This is a genomic window from Mesorhizobium sp. LSJC285A00 (assembly GCF_000503155.1).
Classification (GTDB): domain Bacteria; phylum Pseudomonadota; class Alphaproteobacteria; order Rhizobiales; family Rhizobiaceae; genus Mesorhizobium.
The window spans coordinates 1-20,435 of the sequence record NZ_AYVK01000061.1 but is presented as its reverse complement, the minus strand read 5'-3'; the positions used below and the strand labels follow the sequence as shown (position 1 = coordinate 20,435).

Sequence of the window (20,435 nt, the reverse complement as noted above, 5' to 3'; positions counted from 1 at the left end):
CTGGCGACTGTCGTGCGTCATCTTTCTGTATGATCGATGACGCCTGTTCGGGGGTGGTATCATCCTCCAGGTCGAACTCACGGACTCCGATGGGGTTCTTGCCTTACATCTCACACATGGATTTTTGGTGCGAAGCCAATTCATAGTGATTGGGCCGACGTGCGGCCTGATTGAAGGTCAAAAGCTACTTCGGCGGCTGCGAACAGCCTAGTCTATGACCTCGCCACCGAACAGCCGGAACCTAAGCGCTTAATGGAGCTTAAGGCTCCATGAGTACACGCGGTATCAATTTCCTCGATCGCTGGGATCGGCAACAATCTCCCCGAAACGGCGAAGGCCGACACGGTTTCGATAAGTGAGTACACACACAAATTGTACGCCGACGCTAAGGCGCTCGGGATCAGGCGCGAAGAGATCGACGAAGAAGTTGACAGCCTATATCGGACGCTGGTCGATGCGCCTTCGGAACTTACCCCCCCTATAAATTAGCAGGGGAGGCACGGCATTCTTCAAGCCGTCGCTCTTATCCTTTCCCGATAGCTTCACCGGACATCGCGCTGGCCGACACCTTCTTGCGCAATGCCGCAGTGTGCCTCGATGGCGCTGACCGGGCGGCGGATCTGGGCAGGCGCAATGCGGCCCTTCACGCCATCGCCATCGCCATTGAATTGCTCCTGAAGTCGCATCTTCTCAGAACAGCGACCGACGATCGCTGGAATCGCCGCCATATCGGGCACGATCTCGGCAAGGCCGCTCGTTACGCCGAGAGAGCTGGATTGGGCCTGCCACCGCAACTGCACAGCGTCATCGCCCAGCTTCATCCTCATTTTCAGCGTGGCGGCTTCCAACGGGACCCAGCGCGTTCATGGCCGTCCGGTTTATCGCTCGACGCCCGCCACATCGCGCGGCGGCTTGCTCAGACTCTCATGGAACATAAGCGTCGCGCTAACGACGCCGCTGCTCCTGACTTGAAGATGACCCCACCCCCGCGATCCATTGCGCTGATCCTTGGTCCAGCCGACGGCCTGACGCCATCAACCCGCAAGGGGTCGGACTACGCGAAGCGTGCCGCCGCTCCGGCTTCGCCTTCGCGGTGATTGCGGCCATCCGCCGAACACATCGGGCGCCTGTCAGCGGGGGAGGGTCCTCCGCTTCAAACAGGAGCCGGATCGATGTCCCTCGCCGACGCGCATGCCTTCGCCTTCAGCCTCGCCGCCACCCTCATGGTCGCCATCGTCATCTTTCGTGCCGGCGACGGCACTCTCTCGGTCGTGCCGGCGAACGAGTATGACGGCGACGACACCGCCATCATCGGCGAAATCGACCGTTCGCCCCAGGACGGGGCTAACATTGCCGCTGGCGAAACAGAGCTTTGGCATCTCGCCGGTGCTTTTCGTTGCTATGCTCTGCGCGGCGTTGCGGTGGTGGTGGAAGGCGCAATCGCCAGAGCTATTCTCGGAGACACCACCATGATCATCCTCGGCATGTTCGTTTGTATCGCGGCCATCGGCATCCTGTGCTGGTTGCTCTTCACGCTTGCTATCTTCGCCCTTCCGTTGTTCGCAGGGGTCAGCGCAGGTACGTGGGCATTCAACACCGGCGCCGGCTGGCTTGGCGCGATCCTCGTCGGCATCCTGGCAGCCGGGTTGACGCTCGGCGTCGGCCAAATCCTCCTCGGCGTTATCAGCTCCATGTGGGCGAAGCTGGCGATCACGCTTGTCTTCGTCGCGCCTGCGATGGTTGCCGGCTACCATGCCACCCATGGCATCGCGAAGCACATGATGCCTTCGGAAACCTGGCAGGTCGTCTTCTCCGTCATTGGCGCGACCGCCGTCGGCGTCACGGCATATCTGCGGGTCGCGGGCATGACGTCAGCCGACCAATCCGGCAGGGACGTGGTTCGAGCCTAGACCCCCGCGGGCGGCGCAGGTGGACCAGACCGACGAAGGCCTAGCCTCCTCATTATCGGTGGTTGGAGCAATCGGGTTCCATGCCAGGATCGAGCAACGGCCACGTGCCGGCGCGGCCCCGTCTGGGACTTGGACTTTCTTTGGTCGATGCCCATCGCAGACCGACCAGTCGGTGGCAGGACGGCAGCGCAGGCGGTGGCGGCGGCGTTGCAGGTGCGCGGAATCTGTGCCTGGAATGCGTGGGCGATGCCGGTGAAGCCTGTAGCGATCTGCCGGAGGCGCGTTGCACGCCAACGTCTCCGTTCCCAATCTGTCCCAAGAGCGCTCCAAACGGCCTCTTCAATGGGCTGATCTGGCCGAACGACGGCTGAAGCCTCGACCGCCTAGGCCGCAACGGCGCATCTCGACTTTCTTCCCCTGCCGGCTCCCACCCCATGCCGCAAGCGCATGGGGACCCCGAGCGCCGCCATTCCTCGCGAGACAAGAAAGTCGTTCCTGCGCCGTCCTCCGCGTTGCTCCGGTCGCAAGCGATGCGTCGTCGGTCGCCTTCGGCCACCCGATCGCCATCGAGGCCGCATGGTGCGGGCTCGGGAACAGAAAACGGAGACTTACAATGGCTACCATCGGCACCTTCAAGAAGACCGCCTCGAACGAATTCACCGGGGACATCGTCACCCTCAGCGTCCAAGCCAAGAACGTGCGCATCGTCCCAGACACACGCGCCACCGGCGAGAACGCTCCCAGCCACCGGGTGCTGGTCGGCCGCGCCGAGATCGGCGCCGCCTGGTCGAAGACCTCCAACGAAGGCCGCGATTACCTGGGTCTCAAGCTCGACGATCCGAGCTTCAACGCCCCGATCTACGCCAACCTCTTCGACGACGAGGAAGGGGAGGGTTTCTCGCTCATCTGGTCCCGCCCGAACGCGCGGCGGGGTGACTAAGGACCCGCGCAGGCCCCGGCCGGAAGGCCGGGGCCTTCTTCCGCGGACGTCCGGTTCGGTTCACTCAAGCCGAGAGCGATGCCGAAACCGCATCGCCTGATGCTTATCAACCGTCCTCCATCGGCGCTGTTGTTTCTATAAAATGCAGGCTTTCACTGTGAAGACGAGGCAAGCGATGATCGAGCCGTTTGACGAAACCGCGCCGACCAGTGACGAACTCACCGAATACGATCGGGAACACGTCAAGCTCTATGTGCGCCTGCTTGACGCCGCCGACGACGGCGCGGACTGGCGCGAGGTGGTCGAAATCCTCTTCGGCATTGATCTGACGAAGGAGCCACAACGCGCCCGGCGCATCCACGACAGCCATCTGGCGCGAGCGCGCTGGATGGCGCGTGCAGGCTACCGTCATCTCTTGCGTCGACCCGGCAACTAGCACCACAGCGCCTGTGGTTCGCGGGTGATGCCGAAGTGGCATCACCCGATGCCCGGCAAGGGTCTTCCGCCAATCGCTACAACCCGGAATCGTTTGGAGGCGGGGTCTACGCGTTGTTTGCGAGGAGCTCTTGGATGAGGCCGGATACGTCGCATTGGCGAGACAATGCCAGCTATGATTATTTTGATACATTACCTATCGAAGGGCTCGCCTGGGAGTGTCTGCGGCGTCACCAACCCTATCAACGGCACTACCAAGCGCTCCTTACCACAAGATCCGAAAAAGCACCCTTCCACCCTGAGGCACAGCGGCAGTGGGGGTTGCGATTTCCCGGCCACGCCGGATTTGTCCGCCTTGGCGCAAGACGTTCTGTGGTCGCCTGACGTCGATCCAGCTGTGGTTTCTCTCGTGCCGGCGCCGGAATTCCTGTCGTCCTTGCGATCGGCGCCGTTGACCGGCCTGGGCGTGGTCCACGACAGCCCGGAAGGACGCCACACTGTCCATAGTGCAGGTGTCGTCACCCAACTTCTCCTTCTGCCCGGCAGTGACCCGCACGGTCACCTGGCGGCGCTGATCCCCTTGGACGCAGAAACATTGGGACGGATCGAAGCACTCACCCGTTTCTGGCGTTCGTTGCAGGGGCGCCCCAAACCTTCGGACACGCGGATGACCCCGCAGCAGCGCCGCCGCTTTCGTCTGATGATGCAGGCCGCTGACGGCCATTCGAATGGCGCGAGCTACCGCGACATTGCCGTCGCCCTTTACGGGTCTAAGCGCGTCGCTGCCGATCCCTGGAAAACTTCCGCACTGCGCGACGCGGTGATCGGCCTGGTCGAAGGTGCCACCGCCATGATCGGCGGTGGCTATTTGCAAATCCTGCGTCATCGCCGCCGATCCTAGCGGGTCTGGCCGCGCAAAAGGGGTGGAGTTTTAGCCCCCCTCAACTTCCCCATCCCTGACGAAGCTTACTCTCCGCCACCGTGGTCTCCGCCCACCGCTGAACGCCAGCGGCTGCCCAAGACCCCACGGAGGTCCGACCCATGCGACCCGATATCGCCGTTTTGCCGCCGCGCTTCCTGCGCACCAAGGAGGCCGCGGATTTCCTCAGCCTGTCCGCCCGCACGCTCGAAAAGCACCGGACCTATGGCACTGGTCCTTCCTACCGCAAGCTCGGCGGCCGTGTCGTCTATGCCGTCGACGATCTTCAGGCGTGGGCCGAACGCGGCGCTGTCACGTCTACATCCGATCCGCGGGGGTCGGTCCTGCCGGCCAAGCGTCACACGCCGACGCCGCCGGCGCATAGCGGACGATACGCACGCTGACCGCGCGCGGATTTCCAATGGTGGCTCGAAACCAATCCCTTTCGGAGCGCGGGCAGCTCGACCTGTTCCGGGCGCTGCCTGGCGACTTCGCCCCACGAGACGCGCAGGATCTCATGGCCTATCCGTTCTTCTCCCTGTCCAAGACGCATCGCATCACCCCGATCGATTTTGCGGCCGGCAACGTCACGATCCGGGTCGAAGCCGTGCCCGATCATGGCATGGCGACCATCTGGGACGCCGACATCCTGATCTGGGCCGCAAGCCAGATCGTCGAGGCGCGCGACGCGGGCCTTCGCACCTCGCGCCTGATGGCCGCCACACCCTATGAGATTCTCACCTTCGTCGGCCGCGGCAAGAGCCTGCGCGACTATCAGCGCCTGAAGGCGGGGCTTGACCGGCTGCAGTCGACCACCGTCTCGACGACGATTCGTCAGCCCGCCGAAGGCCGGCGTCACCGCTTCTCATGGATCAATGAGTGGCAGGAGCGCATCGATCGCCATGGCAAACCCGCGGGGATCGAGTTGATCGTCCCCGACTGGTTCTACCAGGCAGTCCTCGATGACGCGCTCGTGCTGACGATCGACCGCGCTTATTTCGACCTGACTGGCGGGCTGGAGCGCTGGCTCTATCGGCTGGTGCGCAAGCATGGCGGACGCCAGCCCGACGGCTGGCGCTTCGACTTCCGTCACCTTCACCAGAAATCCGGCAGCCTGTCGCCCCACAAGCGCTTTGCCTTCGAGCTGCGCGACATCATCCGCCGCCAGCCGCTGCCCGGCTACACCCTTGCGCTGGAAGTGGAGATTGGCGGCCGGGTTCTGCTTGCCTTCGAGCGGATCGGCTCCTGTGGAAGGCCTGTGGACGGCCTCGTGCTATCGGGAACCGGACCTATCGTGCCATCGGGAACCGCAGGCTCGTGCTATCAGGGACCGAAACGGCGCCTAACCCTGGGAAAGCAAAGCCGAAATCGCGCCCTTAACTTAGACTCTAACCCAGATTCTAACTTTGAAGCGCGCGCGCAAGATGGGCAGAGGCTCGTACGGCGAGCCAGCCACGCACTCAGCGTAACCACCAACAACACCCCCAACACGTCGACGGTTTCTGGCGGTCGCATCACGGCAACCAGCGCTTCCGAAGGTCCGACTCCGCCGCTTGATCCGCGCTCGGGAGCCGCCCGATGAGCGCCGCACCCCTAAATCGAAAGAGCCGTGTCGGGAAGGCAACTTTGACGCTGCATCTCGCCGGTGAATTGGCCTGCAAGGGAAATCAGTTCGCGACCTTCGTCGTGCGCCCCACCACCGACATGACGACTCAGGAGCGCGCACGCATCGCCGCTTTCGAGAACGACGTCATCGTCGCCGAAACGCTGCGCGCGAGGCTCGCGCGCGAAATTCCCACCACATCAGGAGAACCGAAATGACTGGCATTGCGGCTCCCCGCACGCGCGGCGCATTCCCGGCCACGCACCACGCTGCCGATAATCTCGTCCATGTCGAACTGACCTGGGTCGAGAAGAGGATCGAGAACTGGATACGGTTCGGCACGCCCGCCCAGGAACAGATCGTCGATCGTCGCCGGCGGATCCTGTCCTATCGTCCCGGCGTGGTCTTCGCCTTCGTGCGATGGGCGGCGAACGACTTCGGAACGATCATCTCACGCATCGACATCGTGCGTGCGGTCGCGTCTGGCGAAGCCTATCAGACACTGCCCTTCGTGCGACCCGGCGGCGACATCCTGCTGAAGGTCGAGAGCTGGCCCAAGGTCGAACGCGTGCTGCAGGCGATTGACGCCATCCAGCGCCTCGGCATCGAGCCTGAGTTGGTGTCGCCTGATCATTGGCGGCACATCCACAACCGGATAACCGCCGGCAATGCGCCGCGCAGCTACACACTCGACCAACATCGTGCCTTCCTGCTGCGCAAGAGGACTGAGCCGTGACGCGCGCCGGGATCATCTTAGCCAGCGTTATCGCAACCATGGGCGTCGGTTATCCCGGCCTCACTTCGATGCCCGCGAAGCTCATCTGGAATGCGTCAGCCAGCGCACCGATCGGCTTCTACACGATCGACTTCGACGGACCCTTCGAGGTCGCCGATCTTGTGGCCGTCGACGCGCCCGAGCCGCTCGCGGCGTTCCTCGCCGATCGCGGCTATCTGCCGAGGGGCGTGCCACTCCTGAAGCGCATCCTTGGCGTATCGGGGCAACGGGTCTGTCGCTCGAACCTCACCATCACGGTCGATGGAAACGAGGCGGGGATGGCGTTGACGCGTGACCGGGCCGGTCGTGACCTGCCGGTCTGGCAGGGCTGCCGCCGCATCGCGAGCGGCGAAGTCTTCCTGATGAACCGGCATGTCCGCGACAGCTTCGACGGCCGCTACTTCGGCCTCCTCTCCACCAGACGGATCATCGGCCGCGCCGTTCCGCTGTGGACAGACGAGGACGGCAACGGCCGCTTCGAATGGCGCGCGCCAACGCGGTGAGCGCGCGACCAGCGGCGCGCGTCGTGGCGCCAGTCTTCATCACCGCACGACTCGAAAACAGGAACCTGACATGCAACAGATCGGAGAATTCACGCGCCAGAAGACAGGCTATAGCGGGCGCATCCACACGCTCAGTCTCAACCTAGATATCGCCATTGTGGCGGCAGAGGCGAGCGAAACGGAGAATGCGCCTGACTACCGCGTTCACGCCTCAAGCGAGGACGGCCCCGAGATCGGCGCCGGCTGGAAACGCTCCAGCGAAAAGGCCGGAGACTATGTCTCGATCCAGCTCGACGACCCGACCTTCGCGCAGCCGATACGCGCNGCTCCAGCGAAAAGGCCGGAGACTATGTCTCGATCCAGCTCGACGACCCGACCTTCGCGCAGCCGATACGCGCGAACCTCTTTCGCAATGGAGACGACCAGACGTCCTGGTCGCTGCACTGGGCGCGGCCGCGCGACCGCAGCGAGAAGGATTGAACGATGCGCGCTCGCCGTCCGTCGACGAGCCATCGCGGTGCGCCCGGGCCGCTTCGCGCTGCCTGGCGCATGGCTCTGCTCCTCCTTTGCGGCCTGTCCGTCGCGACCGTCATGCCGGCGGCAGAGGCGCAGGACCTGGCCGTTGCCCGGTCTTCCCAACGCGATCCGTTCGGCGCGCATATCGCAGAAGCCTCGCACCGCTTCGGCGTCCCGCGCGCGCTGATCCGCGCCATCATGCGCAAGGAGAGTGCGGGTGATGTGCGCGCCGTCTCCAGCGCAGGCGCCCGCGGCTTGATGCAGATCATGCCCGGAACATGGAACTATCTGCGCGCCCGCTGGTCGCTTGGCCGCGATCCATTCGATCCCCGGGACAACATCCNTGTCGAGGCCATTCCCTGGAAGCGCGGCTCGCTGTTCGTCGGTCAGCCGGATCGCAAACAAGCTGTCGCTCGGGTGCCAACCGAGCGACCACCAAATGACGCGAGCTCTGCGCCCACCGTGCGCGATGTGTCCGCCATCGTGCCGCTGTCCGAAGGCCTCTTCGTGGCGCGAGCAGGCGAAGGGATACAGCCATGAGCGCACATGGGCGTTTTCGCGCAACCGCAAGCTCCAGCGCACCATGGCGTGGGTGGAGGCGGAAAATGTGCAGAGCAACCGGAAGATGGCGAGATAAAAGGCCGCGAGGTGCGGCGTCGATCGGTTGTGCTGTTTCAAGAGGTTATGTGGCATTTCCGCGAGGTGCGAAGGTTTCGCGCACCTCGCCGGAACACCGTTTCACCTGTGATTTCGGTGCCTTGAGACGATGTGCGGATCTTCACGATGACTGACGAGNGCGAGCTCTGCGCCCACCGTGCGCGATGTGTCCGCCATCGTGCCGCTGTCCGAAGGCCTCTTCGTGGCGCGAGCGGGCGAAGGGATACAGCCATGAGCGCACATGGGCGTCTTCGCGCAACCGCAAGCTCCAGCGCACCATGGCGTGGGTGGAGGCGGAAGGTGGGCAGAACAACCGGAAGATGGCGAGATAAAAGGCCGCGAGGTGCGGCGTCGATCGGTTTTGCTGTTTCAATAGGTTATGCAGGATTTCCGCGAGGTGCGAAGGTTTCGCGCGCCTCGCCGGAACACCGTTTCACCTGTGATTTCGGTGCCTTGAGACGATGTGCGGATCTTCACGATGACTGACGAGNCCTCGCCGGAACACCGTTTCACCTGTGATTTCGGTGCCTTGAGACGATGTGCGGATCTTCACGATGACTGACGAGGATGGTTTCCGCATCCGGCCCGGCCGCATCCGCTCGCCCAGTGCCCAGCGCGCCAGACCCTTCATCGCGCAGGCGCTTGCCGCCGCCCAGAAGGCCGGCGCCCGCATCTCTCGCTCCGGCCGGATCAGCCCGGGCAATCGCTCGACCTTCGGGCGTGGCCGCTCGGCGAGCGTGCGCGCCAATCGTCTCCTCACCGGCCGCTCGCGCGCCGTGATCATCAAGACACGGCTGGTGCGCCATCACGCGCGCGCCGCGCCGCTTGCCGCCCATCTCACCTATCTGCGCCGCGAGGGCGTCACCCGTGACGGGGAGAAGGCCAGGCTGTTCGGGCCGCAGACCGGGGAGGTGGATGGCGGTGCTTTTGCCGAGCGGTGCGGCGATGATCGGCACCACTTCCGCTTCATCGTCTCGCCGGAAGGTGCCGTCGACATGGCGGACCTCAAATCCTTTGCCCGCGATCTGATGGGGCAGATCGAAAAGGACCTCGGCACGAAACTGGAATGGGCTGGCGTCGATCACTGGAACACCGACAACCCGCACCTTCACATCATCCTGCGCGGCCAGACTGATGACGGGAAGGATCTCGTGATCTCGCGCGATTACATCAAGGAGGGGATGCGCGCCCGCGCGGCCGATCTTGTTACCCAGGAGCTCGGCCCGCGCACCGATCTCGACATCCATCGCAATCTGCAGCGCCAGGTCGAAGCCGAACGCTGGACCCAGCTTGACCGGCAGCTTGTTCGCGACGGCCGCGACACAGGCGTTGTCGATCTTGGGTCCCCGGCGAGCGCCCAGCCCGATGAGTATCACGTGCTGAAGGTCGGGCGGGTGCGCAAGCTCGAAACCCTTGGCCTTGCCGAACAGGTCGGCCCGGGCCAATGGATGATCGACGACAAGGCCGAGGCGACGCTGCGCGAGCTTGGCGAGCGCGGTGACATCATCAAACGGATGCACCGCGCCCTGACAGAACAGGGCATCGAGCGCGGGTCGGCGAGTTATGTGCTCGCGGCGGAGCGCCTGGACACGTCGATCGTCGGGCGGCTGGTCGACCGCGGTCTCGATGACGAGTTGAAAGGCAGCGCTTACGCCGTGGTCGATGGCATCGACGGCCGCACCCATCACATCAAGCTGTCCGATCTCGATGCCGCCGGCGACAGCGCTCCGGGTTCGATCGTCGAACTGCGCAAGTTCCATGACGCGCAGGGACATGGGCGCGCAGCACTCGCTGTCCGTTCCGATCTCGATATTGAGCGGCAGGTTACCGCCGCCGGCGCCACCTGGCTTGACCGTCAGAATACTGCCCGCGAACCGATTGCGCTGTCGGAATCCGGTTTCGGCGCCGGGGTACGGCAGGCAATGGAGCGCCGTACCGACCACCTCGTCCAACAGGGCCTCGGTGAGCGGCACGGCCAACGCACAACCTTCACCCGCGGCCTGGTCGACACGCTGCGTCGCCGCGAACTGGAAGCGCTCGGCCAAAAGCTCTCGGCCGAAACCGGCCAGCCTTTCAACCGCGCCCGCGGCGGCGAATATGTCACCGGTTCCTACCGGCAGCGCTTCATGCTCGCGTCGGGCCGCTTCGCCATGATCGATGACGGGCTCGGGTTCCAACTGGTGCCCTGGACGCCGTCTCTCGAAAAACATCTTGGCCGCCACGTCTCTGGCGTCGCTCGCAATGACGACGGCATCGACTGGAGTTTTGGCCGCAAGCGAGGCCTCGGCATCTAGTCTCAATTTGAAGAAAGGACTGCAGCATGTCCGCCACCAAAATTCTCTGGGGCCAGATCCTCGCCGTCTTGATGATCGTACTGTTCACGACCTGGGGCGCGACGGAGTGGGTGGCCTGGCGTCTGGCATTCCAGCCCGAGCTGGGCAGGCCATGGTTCCGTGTCCTGGGCTTTCCGTTCTACCTTCCGCCGTCATTCTTCTGGTGGTGGTATGGCTTCGATGCCTACGCGCCGTCGATCTTCGTAGAGGGAGCCTTTATCGCGGCTTTCGGCGGTTTCGCCTGCGTCGCCGTCGCCATCGGCATGTCGGTCTGGCGGGCTCGAGAGGCCAAGAAGGTCGAGACCTACGGCTCCGCCCGCTGGGCCGACAAGCAGGAGGTCAAGGCAACGGGCCTTCTCGGCTCCGATGGGGTGGTGCTTGGGCGCTTTGACGGCGCCTATCTGCGCCACGATGGACCGGAGCATGTGCTGTGCTTTGCGCCCACACGTTCGGGCAAGGGTGTCGGCCTGGTCGTCCCGTCGCTGCTGACCTGGCCGAGCTCCGCCGTCGTTCACGATATCAAGGGCGAAAACTGGCAACTCACCGCGGGCTTCCGCGCCATGCATGGGCGGGTCCTGCTGTTCGATCCCACCAATCCCAAATCCTCATCCTACAACCCGCTGCTCGAGGTGCGTCGCGGCGAATGGGAAGTCCGCGACGTTCAAAACATCGCCGACATCCTGGTCGATCCCGAAGGCTCGCTCGAGAGGCGAAACCATTGGGAGAAGACCAGCCACGCCCTGCTGGTCGGCGCGATCTTGCATGTCCTCTACGCCGAGCCGGACAAGACACTCGCCGGCGTCGCCGGTTTCCTTTCCGATCCGAAGCGTCCGATCGAATCGACGCTGTCAGCGATGATGAAAACCGCGCATCTGGGGCAGGCTGGTCCGCACCCGGTCATCGCCAGCGCCGCGCGAGAGCTCTTGAACAAATCAGACAACGAACGCTCCGGCGTGCTGTCCACCGCCATGTCATTTCTTGGCCTCTATCGCGATCCTGTCGTGGCAGAGGTCACGCGCCGCTGCGACTGGCGCATCAGCGACCTTATCGACGACGAGCATCCGACGACACTCTACCTCGTCGTGCCGCCGTCCGACATCAATCGGACCAAGCCGCTCATTCGCCTGATCCTCAATCAGATCGGCCGCCGCTTGACTGAAGATCTGCAGGTCAGGGCGAAAGGGCACCGGCTGCTCCTGATGCTCGACGAGTTCCCGGCGCTTGGCCGCCTCGATTTTTTCGAATCGGCGCTCGCCTTCATGGCCGGCTACGGGCTGAAAAGCTTCCTGATCGCTCAATCCCTCAACCAGATCGAGAGGGCGTACGGCGCCAACAACTCGATCCTCGACAACTGTCATGTCCGGGTAAGCTTTGCCACCAATGACGAGCGCACCGCCAAGCGCGTGTCCGACGCGCTGGGAACAGCGACCGAGATGAGGGCCATGAGGAACTATGCCGGCCACCGGCTGTCTCCGTGGCTCGGTCATCTCATGGTCTCCCGCTCGGAGACGGCTCGCCCGCTGCTCACGCCGGGTGAAGTCATGCAGCTGCCGGCGACCGACGAGATCGTCATGGTCGCGGGTGCTCCGCCGATCCGCGCCAAAAAGGCGCGCTATCATGAGGATGCTCGCTTCCGGGAACGTATCCTGCCGCCGCCGCTGCTGAGGGCGGCGGCGGAGGAGGGGAGGCCGGACGACTGGACGAACCTGCCTCTGCCTTCTCGTCCGCAGATTGCTGAAGCCATGTCGGCGCCGTTGGCCACGGATGACGACACAACTGATTCCGAGCGTCGTCGGCAACCCGAGCTCAGTCGCGTCGAGCAGGTCGTGAAGCCTTCGACCGAGAACGAATTCGAGATCGATCACCTGGATGACGTGGAGGACGAGGTTGCCCGCAACCGTCGACTGACGCGCCTGATGCAGGGCGTTGCGCGGCAGGCGTCGCTCGACCCCGGCGACGGCGTGGATATGTGAGGCTCCCATGGTAAAGCCACCTCGCAAGCAACGCCTGTCCGTCTATCTCGATCCGAAGGTCATGAGCAGGCTGGCCGAACATGCGGCGCGCCGTGATTTTTCACGGTCGCTCGTCGCGGAGGCGGCAATCGAGTCGTTCCTCTCACCCGATGCCGCCGAGCGGCAGGAGGCGGCGATCACCAAGCGGCTTGACCAGCTGGACCGCCGTATGACGCGCCAGGAGCGCGATGTCGCGATTGCCGTGGAGACGCTCGCTGTTTTCGTCCGCTTCTGGCTGGCGACAACGCCGGCTTTGCCCGAGCCCGCGGCACAGGCAGCCCACTCCAAGGCTGGCGAGCGCTATGATGCCTTCGTCACCGCGCTCGGCCGGCGCCTGGCGAGAGGTCCAAAGCTTCGGCAGGAGATCTCCGAGGACATCGATGGCGGTCTGGACACACACCAGCCCGGCACGCCCGCGCGCTGAACGGACTGGCGGACCGAGATTTTGCAAGCATCGATATGTCAAGCATATCAAAGTATTGTAACGATATGTTGTCATGGAACTCGCGTTGCCAACCTGTCGGGGGGTTTGGCAGACAAGAGCTAGACAGCCGCAGGGCAGGGTCGCTGATACGGGAACCATGTTGGGCGCGAAATCCGCAATTCAAGATCCGTGATTGCATGAGGGACCACGCCTTTATGAGCTTCTAGAAAAAGCAGCCGTCTGAGCCGAACCAGTTATCTCAGTGGCTAGGCGGTGTCAGGATCTTTTCGTTGAAAATTATAGTCTGTATGCTATAAGGCAAAGGGCGAATGAAAAACCAAAAGCTCACGGTATGGATGGGATCGTCGAAGGATGACCTGCGCGAGTTTCCGGTCGATGTTCGCCGGTTGATGGGTGTCGCAATCAACGACGCCCAGAATGGTGAGGAGCACCCGGCTGTCAAAGCCCTGAAAGGGTTTGGGGGCCGCAGCATCCTCGAGGTGGTCGACGACTTCGACGGAGATACCTACCGCGCCGTCTACACCGTCCGCTTCGCTGGCGTGATCTACGTCCTTCATTGCTTCCAGAAGAAGTCGAAGAGGGGCAGGGAGACACCCAAGCATGAAATCGATCTCGTCACAGTACGATTGAAGGCGGCCGAGGCGCACTATCGTGAAAACTATGGGAAAGGAACAAAGTCATGACGGAAGACATCACCGCCGAAGTGAGCAGCGGCAACGTGTTTGCGGACCTCGGCTTTGACAATCCCGAAGAGGAATTGCTCAAGGCCAAGCTGGCCCGCGAGATCCGCGCCATTATCAAGCGCCGGCGCCTGACCCAGGCGAAGTCGGCTGAACTGCTCGGAATGAAACAGCCCGACGTCTCCGCGATCGCCACAGGGCGAACGGGTAAGTTTTCAATAGACAGGCTGGTTCGCTGTCTGGACCGGCTCGACTACAAGGTCGACGTGGTGGTTCGCCACAAGCCTCGACGGTCAACTCGTGCTGAAGCCGCGTGATCTGACGGCTTTACCGACGAGCGCACAATTGACGGCGAGCGCCGCCCTTGCCTGAAGATCGCCGGCCTTGATCACAGGTCGGCACCGCCAATCTCCTGTATTTGCACGCTACGCCACTACGCCTCGATATAGGTGTTGAAACCACTCGAGATGCGGCTCTCTTAATCATCCCCGTCCAGGGGCCGTCCATGTTCCCCCGGATCGAAACGGGGACAGGATGGCAGCTTCGCCTCACAATTCAGAAGGTCTGGCGCGCGGCGCACGCATGCTGCGCACAGCGCTCGGACCTGCGATCGCGCGCTATCTCGACGACGCCGGCATCGTCGAAGTGATGCTTAATCCCGATGGACGTTTGTGGATCGACCGCCTGTCCGAGGGGTTGTCCGACACAGGAGAGCGTTTGTCAGCAGCGGACGGCGAGCGCATCGTTCGCCTCGTCGCTCATCATGTCGGTGCCGAAGTCCATGCCGGCGCCCCACGTGTCTCGGCCGAGCTGCCCGAGACGGGGGAGCGGTTCGAAGGGCTTCTTCCTCCCGTCGTCGCGGCGCCCGCCTTCGCGATCCGCAAGCCCGCCGTCGCCATCTTCACCCTCGAAGATTATGTCGCGACCGGAATCATGTCGGCGCAGCAGGTGGACGCGCTGCGCCAGGGCGTTGCCAACCGCGCGAACATCCTCATTGCAGGCGGCACCTCCACGGGCAAGACCACGCTGATCAACGCGCTGTTGGCCGAGGTGGCCAAGACCGTCGATCGCGTCGTGATCATCGAGGATACGCGGGAACTGCAATGCGCAGCGCCGAATCTCGTGGCGATGCGAACGAAAGACGGTGTCGCGTCGCTCTCCGATCTTGTTCGCTCATCGCTGCGCCTGCGCCCCGACCGCATCCCAGTCGGAGAGGTGCGCGGGGCCGAGGCGCTCGAACTGCTCAAGGCCTGGGGCACCGGCCACCCCGGCGGCCTTGGCACGATCCACGCCGGCAGCGCCATAGGTGCCCTCCGAAGGATGGAGCAGCTGATCCAGGAAGCCGTGGTCACGGTTCCACGCGCGCTGATCGCCGAGACGATCGACCTGGTTGCCGTCCTTTCCGGCCGCGGCTCAGCCCGCCGACTGTCCGAACTCGCCCGTGTCGATGGCCTGAGCCCGGACGGCGATTACCGGGTCGCGCCTGCCGTCCTCGAGGGCGACGACAGCCCGACCTTGCTCATCCAAAGCCCTGAAGGAGAAATTCCATGATCCAACGCCTGCGCCTCGCGCGCCATCGTCTCGCCATGACCGTCTCCGGTGCCACGCTCATCCTGGTGATGGCCGCGCCCGCTTATGCCTCCGGCTCGTCAATGCCGTGGGAACAGCCGCTGCAACAGATCCTCCAATCGATCGAAGGTCCGGTCGCCAAGATCATGGCGGTGATCATTATCATCGTAACCGGCCTGACGCTCGCCTTCGGCGACACGTCTGGCGGCTTCCGCCGGCTCATCCAGATCGTGTTCGGCCTGTCCATCGCTTTCGCGGCGTCGAGCTTCTTCCTGTCGTTCTTCTCGTTCGGCGGCGGAGCGCTGGTCTGATGGCGGGCGCTGTCGAACAGGGCGGCCCAATGCCGGATTATACAGTGCCCGGCTATACGGTCCTTGTACACCGCGCGCTGACGGAGCCGATCCTGCTCGGTGGCGCCCCGCGCGCTATTGCGATCATGAACGGGACGCTCGCGGGCGCCGTGGGGCTGGGGCTGCGTCTGTGGCTCGTCGGCATCGCCATCTGGGCGATCGGCCATGTTGCCGCAGTCTGGGCGGCCAAGCGCGATCCGCTTTTCGCCGACGTCGTTCGCCGGCACCTGCGCATACCCGCGCATCTCACGGTCTAAGCGAGGTCGCACCTATGATGAACCTTGCCGAATATCGCAACCGCAGCAGCCGGCTCGCCGACTTCCTGCCCTGGGCGGCATTGGTCGGCGCTGGAATCGTCCTCAACAAGGACGGCAGCTTCCAGCGCACCGCGCGTTTTCGCGGTCCCGATCTCGACAGCGCCGTGCCGGCCGAACTGGTCGCCGTCGCCGGCCGGCTCAACAATGCCTTCCGCCGCCTCGGCTCCGGCTGGGCGATCTTCGTCGAGGCACAGCGCCATGCCTCGACGCGCTATCCCGACAGCAGCTTTCCGGATGCGGCCTCGACGCTGGTCGATGCGGAGCGCAAGGCGGGCTTCGAGGAGGCCGGCGCGCATTTCGAGTCCAGCTACTTCCTGACGCTCACCTATCTTGCGCCCGCCGAAGACACCGCCCGCGCGGAAAGCTGGCTCTACGAAGGGCGCGAGAAGAAGGGCCTCGACCCCAATGAGGTGCTGACCGGGTTCACTGACCGCAGCGACCGCGTCCTGCGCCTAGTCGAAGCCTTCATGCCGGAGTGCCGCTGGCTCGATGACGCCGAGACGCTGACATATCTGCATGGCTGCGTCTCGACCAATCGCCACCGTGTCCGCGTTCCCGAAACGCCGATGTATCTCGATGTCCTGCTGGCCGACCAGCCGCTGACCGGCGGGCTTGAGCCGCGGCTTGGCGCGTTGCATCTGCGCATTCTCACGGTCACGGGGTTCCCGACCGCGACCACGCCGGGTCTGCTCGACGAGCTGAACCGGCTGGCCTTCCCGTATCGCTGGTCGACACGCGCCATCCTGCTCGACAAGACTGATGCGACCCGGCTGCTGACAAAGATCCGGCGTCAATGGTTCGCCAAGCGCAAATCGGTCGCCGCGATCCTCAAGGAGGTGATGACCAACGAGGCGTCCGTCCTCGTGGACACCGACGCCGCAAACAAGGCCGCTGATGCCGACATGGCGCTCCAGGAGCTCGGCGCCGACTATGCGGGCATGGCTTATGTCACCGCGACGGTGACTGTTTGGGACGATGATCCTGGCATCGCCGACGAGAAACTGCGCCGGGTCGAAAAGGTCATCCAGGGCCGCGATTTCACGGCAATTATCGAAACCATCAACGCCGTCGACGCCTGGCTCGGCAGCCTGCCGGGTCACGTTTACGCCAACGTCCGTCAACCTCCCATCTCCACCCTCAATCTCGCCCACATCATTCCGCTTTCCGCGGTGTGGGCGGGCGAGGTGCGGGACGAGCATCTTGCAGCGCCCCCTCTGCTTTTCGGCAAGACCGAAGGCTCGACCCCGTTCCGGCTTTCGCTTCATGTCGGCGACGTCGGCCACACGCTGATCGTCGGCCCGACAGGCGCGGGCAAGTCCGTGCTCTTGGCGCTGATGGCGCTGCAGTTCCGCCGCTATGCGGGGTCACAGGTATTTGCCTTCGATTTCGGCGGCTCGATCCGCGCGGCGGCACTCGCCATGGGCGGCGACTGGCATGATCTCGGCGGCGATCTCAGCGATGGAGCGTCCGATAGCGTCAGTCTCCAGCCGTTCGCGCGCATTCACGATGTCCCCGAGCGCGCCTGGGCCGCCGACTGGATCGTGGCGATCCTGACGCGTGAGAATGTGACGATCACGCCTGAGATCAAGGAGCATATCTGGACGGCGTTGAGTTCTCTGGCGTCCGCGCCTGTCGAGGAGCGCACCATCACCGGCCTGGTCGTGCTGCTGCAATCAAACGATCTCAAGCAGGCATTACGTCCCTATTGCGTCGGAGGTCCCTATGGCCGCCTGCTCGATGCCGAGCACGAGCATATCGGANTATCGGATCGGCGTCGGTCCAGGCATTCGAAACCGAGGGGCTGATCGGAACAGGTGCCGCGCCCGCCGTCCTGTCCTATCTCTTCCATCGCATCGAGGACCGGCTCGATGGCTCGCCAACCCTTCTCATCATCGACGAAGGCTGGCTTGTGCTGGACGATGAGGGCTTTGCCGGCCAGCTCCGCGAATGGCTAAAGACGCTGCGCAAGAAGAACGCCAGCGTCATCTTCGCCACGCAGTCGCTCAGCGACATTGACGGCTCGGCAATCGCGCCCGCGATCATCGAGAGCTGCCAGACCCGGCTTCTCCTGCCGAACGAGCGCGCCATCGAGCCGCAGATCACGGCGATCTATCGTCGATTCGGCCTCAACGATCGGCAGATCGAGATCATCGCGCGGGCGATGCCAAAGCGCGACTATTACTGCCAGTCCCGACGCGGCAACCGGCTGTTCGAGCTCGGTCTGTCGGATGTGGCACTCGCGCTCTGCGCTGTATCCGCGAAGACCGACCAGGCCGCGATCGCCAGCATCGTCGCCGAGCATGGCCGCGACGGGTTCCTCGCTGCCTGGCTCACCCACCGTGGCGTCGGCTGGGCCGCTGAACTCGTTCCCGCCCTAACCAGCCCCGCCCTCACCAACAAGGAGAAGTCCCCATGAAACAACGCCGTTCCCTTGGCATGCGGTTCGCCGCCGCACTGCTTGTCGCTCCTGCCGCGCTCTCGCCGATGCTGGCGACGCCGGCACAGGCCTTGATCGTTTTCGATCCCTCGAACTATTCGCAAAACGTCCTGACGGCAGCGCGCTCGCTCGAACAGATCACCAACCAGATCACCTCGCTTCAGAACGAAGCGCAGATGCTCATCAACCAGGCCCGCAATCTCGCGAGCCTGCCGTTCTCCTCTCTGCAACAACTCCAGCAGTCCGTGCAGCGTACGCAGCAACTGCTCGGTCAGGCGCAGAACGTTGCCTATGACGTCCAGCAGATCGATCAGGCTTTCCAGCAGAAATACGGCAACGTCTCGCTGTCGGCTTCGGATCAGCAACTCGTCGCCGACGCGCGCTCGCGCTGGGGCAACACGGTTGGTGGCCTTCAGGACGCTATGCGTGTGCAGGCGGGCGTCGTCGGCAACATCGACACCAATCGCAGTGAGATGTCGGCACTGGTCGGCCAGAGCCAGGGTGCGACCGGCGCGCTTCAGGCAACACAGGCCGGCAACCAGCTCCTCGCGCTCCAAGTGCAGCAGCTCGCCGATCTCACCGCTGTCGTCGCCGCGAACGGTCGGGCGCAGGCGTTGCAATCGGCCGAACAGGCCACCGCCGTCGACCAGGGCCGAGAGCAGCGCCGGCGCTTCCTGACGCAGGGCTCGGGCTACCAGCCCGGCAGTGCGCAGATGTTCTATGGCAAGAACTGAGGTCGGCGCGATGGAAGGCAAGCTCCTCGCTCGCATCGGCGCGGTCATCTTCATCGCGGTCGCTTTGACAGTGACCGCGATCGAGATGAGCAGCAAGGACGATGAGCCTGACGCCCTTGGGACACGGGACCGTTCCACCGCGTCACAAGACCCGCTCGCGTTCGAATTGCGCCGCTGTTCCGGGATCGGCGAGGCCGGTCCTCGCGATCCCGGTTGTCTGAAAGCGTGGGGAGAGAGCCGGCGCCGGTTTCTCGCTCCAGGTGACTCGGCAACGGCGCCTGCTGCAGTTGCCCCGAAAACGTTATTCCCTGATGTGCCGGCGTCAGCCGACCGGAAAGGAGGGACGCGGATGGATGTGACCACTCCCGCGATGCAGGTCGAGCCTCCTCGGCCGGAGGCTCGCTGACATGGGCGGCATGGGCGTCATCGACCATTTCCTCGAAGTCTTCACGCGCTACATCGACAGCGGCTTCGGCCTGCTCGGCGGGGAGGTCGGCTTTATCGCCACAACCCTGATCGTCATCGACGTGACGTTGGCTGCGCTCTTCTGGTCCTGGGGTGCGGACGACGACATCATGGCGCGCCTCGTCAAGAAGACCCTATTCGTCGGCGTCTTCGCCTATCTCATCTCCAACTGGAACAATCTCGCCCGCATCGTCTTTGAAAGCTTCGCCGGGCTTGGCCTGAAGGCCTCGGGTACGGGTTTTACCGTCAACGATCTCATGCGCCCGGGCAAGGTGGCGCAGACCGGGCTCGATGCCGGCCGGCCGTTGCTGGACTCGATCTCGAACCTGATGGGCTATTGGTCCTTCTTCGAGAACTTCATCCAGATCGCCTGCATGTTCTTCGCCTGGGCGCTGGTGCTGCTGGCCTTCTTCATCCTGGCAATCCAGCTTTTCGTCACGCTGATCGAATTCAAGCTGACCACGCTCGCCGGTTTCGTGCTCATTCCCTTCGGTCTGTTCGGCAAATCCGCCTTCATGGCCGAGCGGGTGCTTGGCAACGTCATCTCGTCCGGCATCAAGGTGCTGGTGCTCGCCGTCATCATCGGCATCGGCTCAACGCTCTTTTCCGAGTTCACCGCGGGGTTCAGCGGCAACACGCCGTCGATCGACGATGCCATGGCGATCGTGCTGGCCGCGTTGTCGCTGCTCGGCCTTGGCATATTTGGACCTGGCATTGCCAACGGCCTCGTCTCCGGCGGCCCGCAACTCGGCGCGGGTGCTGCGGTCGGCGCTGGGCTCGCCGTCGGAGGCATGGCAGCAGTCGGCACTGCGGCCGGCGGCGCAGTCGTGTCTGG

General features: G+C 63.9%; 23 protein-coding genes and 3 pseudogenes. 25 read left to right on the top strand and 1 reads right to left on the bottom strand.

Going from position 1 to position 20,435, the window contains the following annotated elements:
• Positions 1–269: 269 nt before the first annotated feature.
• A pseudogene (locus X726_RS1000000170000) lies at positions 270–489 on the top strand (hypothetical protein).
• 53 nt (positions 490–542) lie between these two features.
• Here the strand turns inward: X726_RS1000000170000 and X726_RS138900 are convergent.
• The gene (locus tag X726_RS138900) at positions 543–821 is read right to left on the bottom strand and encodes a hypothetical protein (RefSeq protein WP_023694917.1); all 279 of its coding nucleotides are present in this window, start codon (positions 819–821) and stop codon (positions 543–545) included.
• Positions 822–1,469: 648 nt separating this feature from the next.
• Between X726_RS138900 and X726_RS0136715 the strand changes: the two genes are divergently transcribed.
• The 24 genes and pseudogenes from X726_RS0136715 to trbL all read left to right on the top strand — a co-directional run.
• Complete coding sequence (locus tag X726_RS0136715; RefSeq protein ID WP_023697508.1) at positions 1,470–1,910, top strand: hypothetical protein; 441 nt, start codon at positions 1,470–1,472, stop codon at positions 1,908–1,910.
• Positions 1,911–2,523: 613 nt separating this feature from the next.
• Positions 2,524–2,850, top strand: coding sequence for a DUF736 domain-containing protein (locus tag X726_RS138905; RefSeq protein ID WP_023673530.1), 327 nt, complete (start codon positions 2,524–2,526; stop codon positions 2,848–2,850).
• Positions 2,851–3,025: 175 nt separating this feature from the next.
• On the top strand, positions 3,026–3,286 hold the full coding sequence (locus tag X726_RS138910; protein WP_023673529.1) for a DUF2285 domain-containing protein: 261 nt from the start codon (positions 3,026–3,028) through the stop codon (positions 3,284–3,286).
• A 134-nt stretch (positions 3,287–3,420) separates the two neighbouring features.
• A complete protein-coding gene (locus X726_RS1000000172090; RefSeq protein WP_084013101.1) occupies positions 3,421–3,669 on the top strand; it encodes a DUF6499 domain-containing protein in 249 nt (82 codons plus the stop codon).
• A complete protein-coding gene (locus tag X726_RS1000000169990; RefSeq protein WP_023697509.1) occupies positions 3,632–4,186 on the top strand; it encodes a DUF2285 domain-containing protein in 555 nt (184 codons plus the stop codon). Before X726_RS1000000172090 ends, X726_RS1000000169990 begins: the two co-directional genes overlap by 38 nt.
• Positions 4,187–4,326: 140 nt before the next feature.
• Complete coding sequence (locus tag X726_RS138915; RefSeq protein ID WP_023673527.1) at positions 4,327–4,608, top strand: helix-turn-helix domain-containing protein; 282 nt, start codon at positions 4,327–4,329, stop codon at positions 4,606–4,608.
• A gap of 17 nt (positions 4,609–4,625) precedes the next feature.
• Positions 4,626–5,786 (top strand): replication initiator protein A, encoded by a 1,161-nt coding sequence (locus tag X726_RS138920; RefSeq protein WP_023673526.1) that lies wholly within the window; start codon positions 4,626–4,628, stop codon positions 5,784–5,786.
• On the top strand, positions 5,783–6,025 hold the full coding sequence (locus X726_RS138925; protein WP_156936056.1) for a hypothetical protein: 243 nt from the start codon (positions 5,783–5,785) through the stop codon (positions 6,023–6,025). Before X726_RS138920 ends, X726_RS138925 begins: the two co-directional genes overlap by 4 nt.
• Positions 6,022–6,543 (top strand): DUF2840 domain-containing protein, encoded by a 522-nt coding sequence (locus X726_RS138930; protein WP_023673524.1) that lies wholly within the window; start codon positions 6,022–6,024, stop codon positions 6,541–6,543. The genes X726_RS138925 and X726_RS138930 overlap by 4 nt, the downstream gene beginning before the upstream one ends.
• A complete protein-coding gene (locus tag X726_RS138935) occupies positions 6,540–7,085 on the top strand; it encodes a S26 family signal peptidase (protein WP_031215564.1) in 546 nt (181 codons plus the stop codon). Before X726_RS138930 ends, X726_RS138935 begins: the two co-directional genes overlap by 4 nt.
• A gap of 70 nt (positions 7,086–7,155) precedes the next feature.
• Positions 7,156–7,565 (top strand): annotated as a pseudogene (locus tag X726_RS1000000169985) (DUF736 domain-containing protein).
• Between the two features lie 3 nt (positions 7,566–7,568).
• Complete coding sequence (locus X726_RS138940) at positions 7,569–8,141, top strand: lytic transglycosylase domain-containing protein (protein ID WP_023673522.1); 573 nt, start codon at positions 7,569–7,571, stop codon at positions 8,139–8,141.
• Positions 8,142–8,812: 671 nt separating this feature from the next.
• On the top strand, positions 8,813–10,552 hold the full coding sequence (locus X726_RS138945; RefSeq protein WP_023673521.1) for a VirD2 family relaxase/mobilization nuclease: 1,740 nt from the start codon (positions 8,813–8,815) through the stop codon (positions 10,550–10,552).
• A gap of 26 nt (positions 10,553–10,578) precedes the next feature.
• Positions 10,579–12,564 carry a conjugal transfer protein TraG gene (locus X726_RS138950; RefSeq protein ID WP_023673520.1) on the top strand — a complete coding sequence of 662 codons (1,986 nt, stop codon included), beginning with the start codon at positions 10,579–10,581 and terminating at the stop codon, positions 12,562–12,564.
• 7 nt (positions 12,565–12,571) lie between these two features.
• Entirely contained in the window at positions 12,572–13,027 is a 456-nt protein-coding gene (locus tag X726_RS138955) for a ribbon-helix-helix protein, CopG family (RefSeq protein WP_023673519.1), read from the top strand.
• A gap of 329 nt (positions 13,028–13,356) precedes the next feature.
• A complete protein-coding gene (locus X726_RS138960; RefSeq protein WP_023673518.1) occupies positions 13,357–13,731 on the top strand; it encodes a type II toxin-antitoxin system RelE/ParE family toxin in 375 nt (124 codons plus the stop codon).
• A complete protein-coding gene (locus X726_RS138965) occupies positions 13,728–14,045 on the top strand; it encodes a helix-turn-helix transcriptional regulator (RefSeq protein ID WP_006338687.1) in 318 nt (105 codons plus the stop codon). The genes X726_RS138960 and X726_RS138965 overlap by 4 nt, the downstream gene beginning before the upstream one ends.
• A 217-nt stretch (positions 14,046–14,262) precedes the next feature.
• The gene (gene trbB / locus X726_RS138970; protein WP_023697514.1) at positions 14,263–15,279 is read left to right on the top strand and encodes a P-type conjugative transfer ATPase TrbB; all 1,017 of its coding nucleotides are present in this window, start codon (positions 14,263–14,265) and stop codon (positions 15,277–15,279) included.
• A 35-nt stretch (positions 15,280–15,314) separates the two neighbouring features.
• Positions 15,315–15,608, top strand: coding sequence for a TrbC/VirB2 family protein (locus X726_RS138975; RefSeq protein WP_245262823.1), 294 nt, complete (start codon positions 15,315–15,317; stop codon positions 15,606–15,608).
• Between the two features lie 29 nt (positions 15,609–15,637).
• Complete coding sequence (locus X726_RS138980; RefSeq protein WP_245262821.1) at positions 15,638–15,904, top strand: VirB3 family type IV secretion system protein; 267 nt, start codon at positions 15,638–15,640, stop codon at positions 15,902–15,904.
• Positions 15,905–15,918: 14 nt separating this feature from the next.
• A pseudogene (gene trbE / locus X726_RS01000000167680) lies at positions 15,919–18,380 on the top strand (conjugal transfer protein TrbE).
• Positions 18,377–19,135, top strand: coding sequence for a P-type conjugative transfer protein TrbJ (trbJ, locus tag X726_RS138985; RefSeq protein WP_023697516.1), 759 nt, complete (start codon positions 18,377–18,379; stop codon positions 19,133–19,135). The pseudogene trbE and the gene trbJ overlap by 4 nt, the downstream one beginning before the upstream one ends.
• Before the next feature lie 10 nt (positions 19,136–19,145).
• On the top strand, positions 19,146–19,541 hold the full coding sequence (gene trbK-alt, locus X726_RS138990) for a putative entry exclusion protein TrbK-alt (protein WP_031215562.1): 396 nt from the start codon (positions 19,146–19,148) through the stop codon (positions 19,539–19,541).
• Position 19,542: 1 nt separating this feature from the next.
• The coding region (trbL, locus tag X726_RS138995) for a P-type conjugative transfer protein TrbL (RefSeq protein ID WP_023673510.1) at positions 19,543–20,435 on the top strand (893 nt) is incomplete at its 3' end.

What these genes read in the sequence shown, in the direction of transcription:
- X726_RS138900 (WP_023694917.1), bottom strand. Translation starts at nt 821, where the DNA reads ATGAAGCTGGGCGATGACGCTGTGCAGTTGCGGTGGCAGGCCCAATCC.
- X726_RS0136715 (WP_023697508.1), top strand. Translation starts at nt 1,470, where the DNA reads ATGATCATCCTCGGCATGTTCGTTTGTATCGCGGCCATCGGCATCCTG.
- X726_RS138905 (WP_023673530.1), top strand. Translation starts at nt 2,524, where the DNA reads ATGGCTACCATCGGCACCTTCAAGAAGACCGCCTCGAACGAATTCACC.
- X726_RS138910 (WP_023673529.1), top strand. Translation starts at nt 3,026, where the DNA reads ATGATCGAGCCGTTTGACGAAACCGCGCCGACCAGTGACGAACTCACC.
- X726_RS1000000172090 (WP_084013101.1), top strand. Translation starts at nt 3,421, where the DNA reads ATGAGGCCGGATACGTCGCATTGGCGAGACAATGCCAGCTATGATTAT.
- X726_RS138915 (WP_023673527.1), top strand. Translation starts at nt 4,327, where the DNA reads ATGCGACCCGATATCGCCGTTTTGCCGCCGCGCTTCCTGCGCACCAAG.
- X726_RS138920 (WP_023673526.1), top strand. Translation starts at nt 4,626, where the DNA reads ATGGTGGCTCGAAACCAATCCCTTTCGGAGCGCGGGCAGCTCGACCTG.
- X726_RS138925 (WP_156936056.1), top strand. Translation starts at nt 5,783, where the DNA reads ATGAGCGCCGCACCCCTAAATCGAAAGAGCCGTGTCGGGAAGGCAACT.
- X726_RS138930 (WP_023673524.1), top strand. Translation starts at nt 6,022, where the DNA reads ATGACTGGCATTGCGGCTCCCCGCACGCGCGGCGCATTCCCGGCCACG.
- X726_RS138945 (WP_023673521.1), top strand. Translation starts at nt 8,813, where the DNA reads ATGACTGACGAGGATGGTTTCCGCATCCGGCCCGGCCGCATCCGCTCG.
- X726_RS138950 (WP_023673520.1), top strand. Translation starts at nt 10,579, where the DNA reads ATGTCCGCCACCAAAATTCTCTGGGGCCAGATCCTCGCCGTCTTGATG.
- X726_RS138955 (WP_023673519.1), top strand. Translation starts at nt 12,572, where the DNA reads ATGGTAAAGCCACCTCGCAAGCAACGCCTGTCCGTCTATCTCGATCCG.
- X726_RS138960 (WP_023673518.1), top strand. Translation starts at nt 13,357, where the DNA reads ATGAAAAACCAAAAGCTCACGGTATGGATGGGATCGTCGAAGGATGAC.
- X726_RS138965 (WP_006338687.1), top strand. Translation starts at nt 13,728, where the DNA reads ATGACGGAAGACATCACCGCCGAAGTGAGCAGCGGCAACGTGTTTGCG.
- trbB (WP_023697514.1), top strand. Translation starts at nt 14,263, where the DNA reads ATGGCAGCTTCGCCTCACAATTCAGAAGGTCTGGCGCGCGGCGCACGC.
- X726_RS138975 (WP_245262823.1), top strand. Translation starts at nt 15,315, where the DNA reads ATGACCGTCTCCGGTGCCACGCTCATCCTGGTGATGGCCGCGCCCGCT.
- X726_RS138980 (WP_245262821.1), top strand. Translation starts at nt 15,638, where the DNA reads ATGCCGGATTATACAGTGCCCGGCTATACGGTCCTTGTACACCGCGCG.
- trbJ (WP_023697516.1), top strand. Translation starts at nt 18,377, where the DNA reads ATGAAACAACGCCGTTCCCTTGGCATGCGGTTCGCCGCCGCACTGCTT.
- trbK-alt (WP_031215562.1), top strand. Translation starts at nt 19,146, where the DNA reads ATGGAAGGCAAGCTCCTCGCTCGCATCGGCGCGGTCATCTTCATCGCG.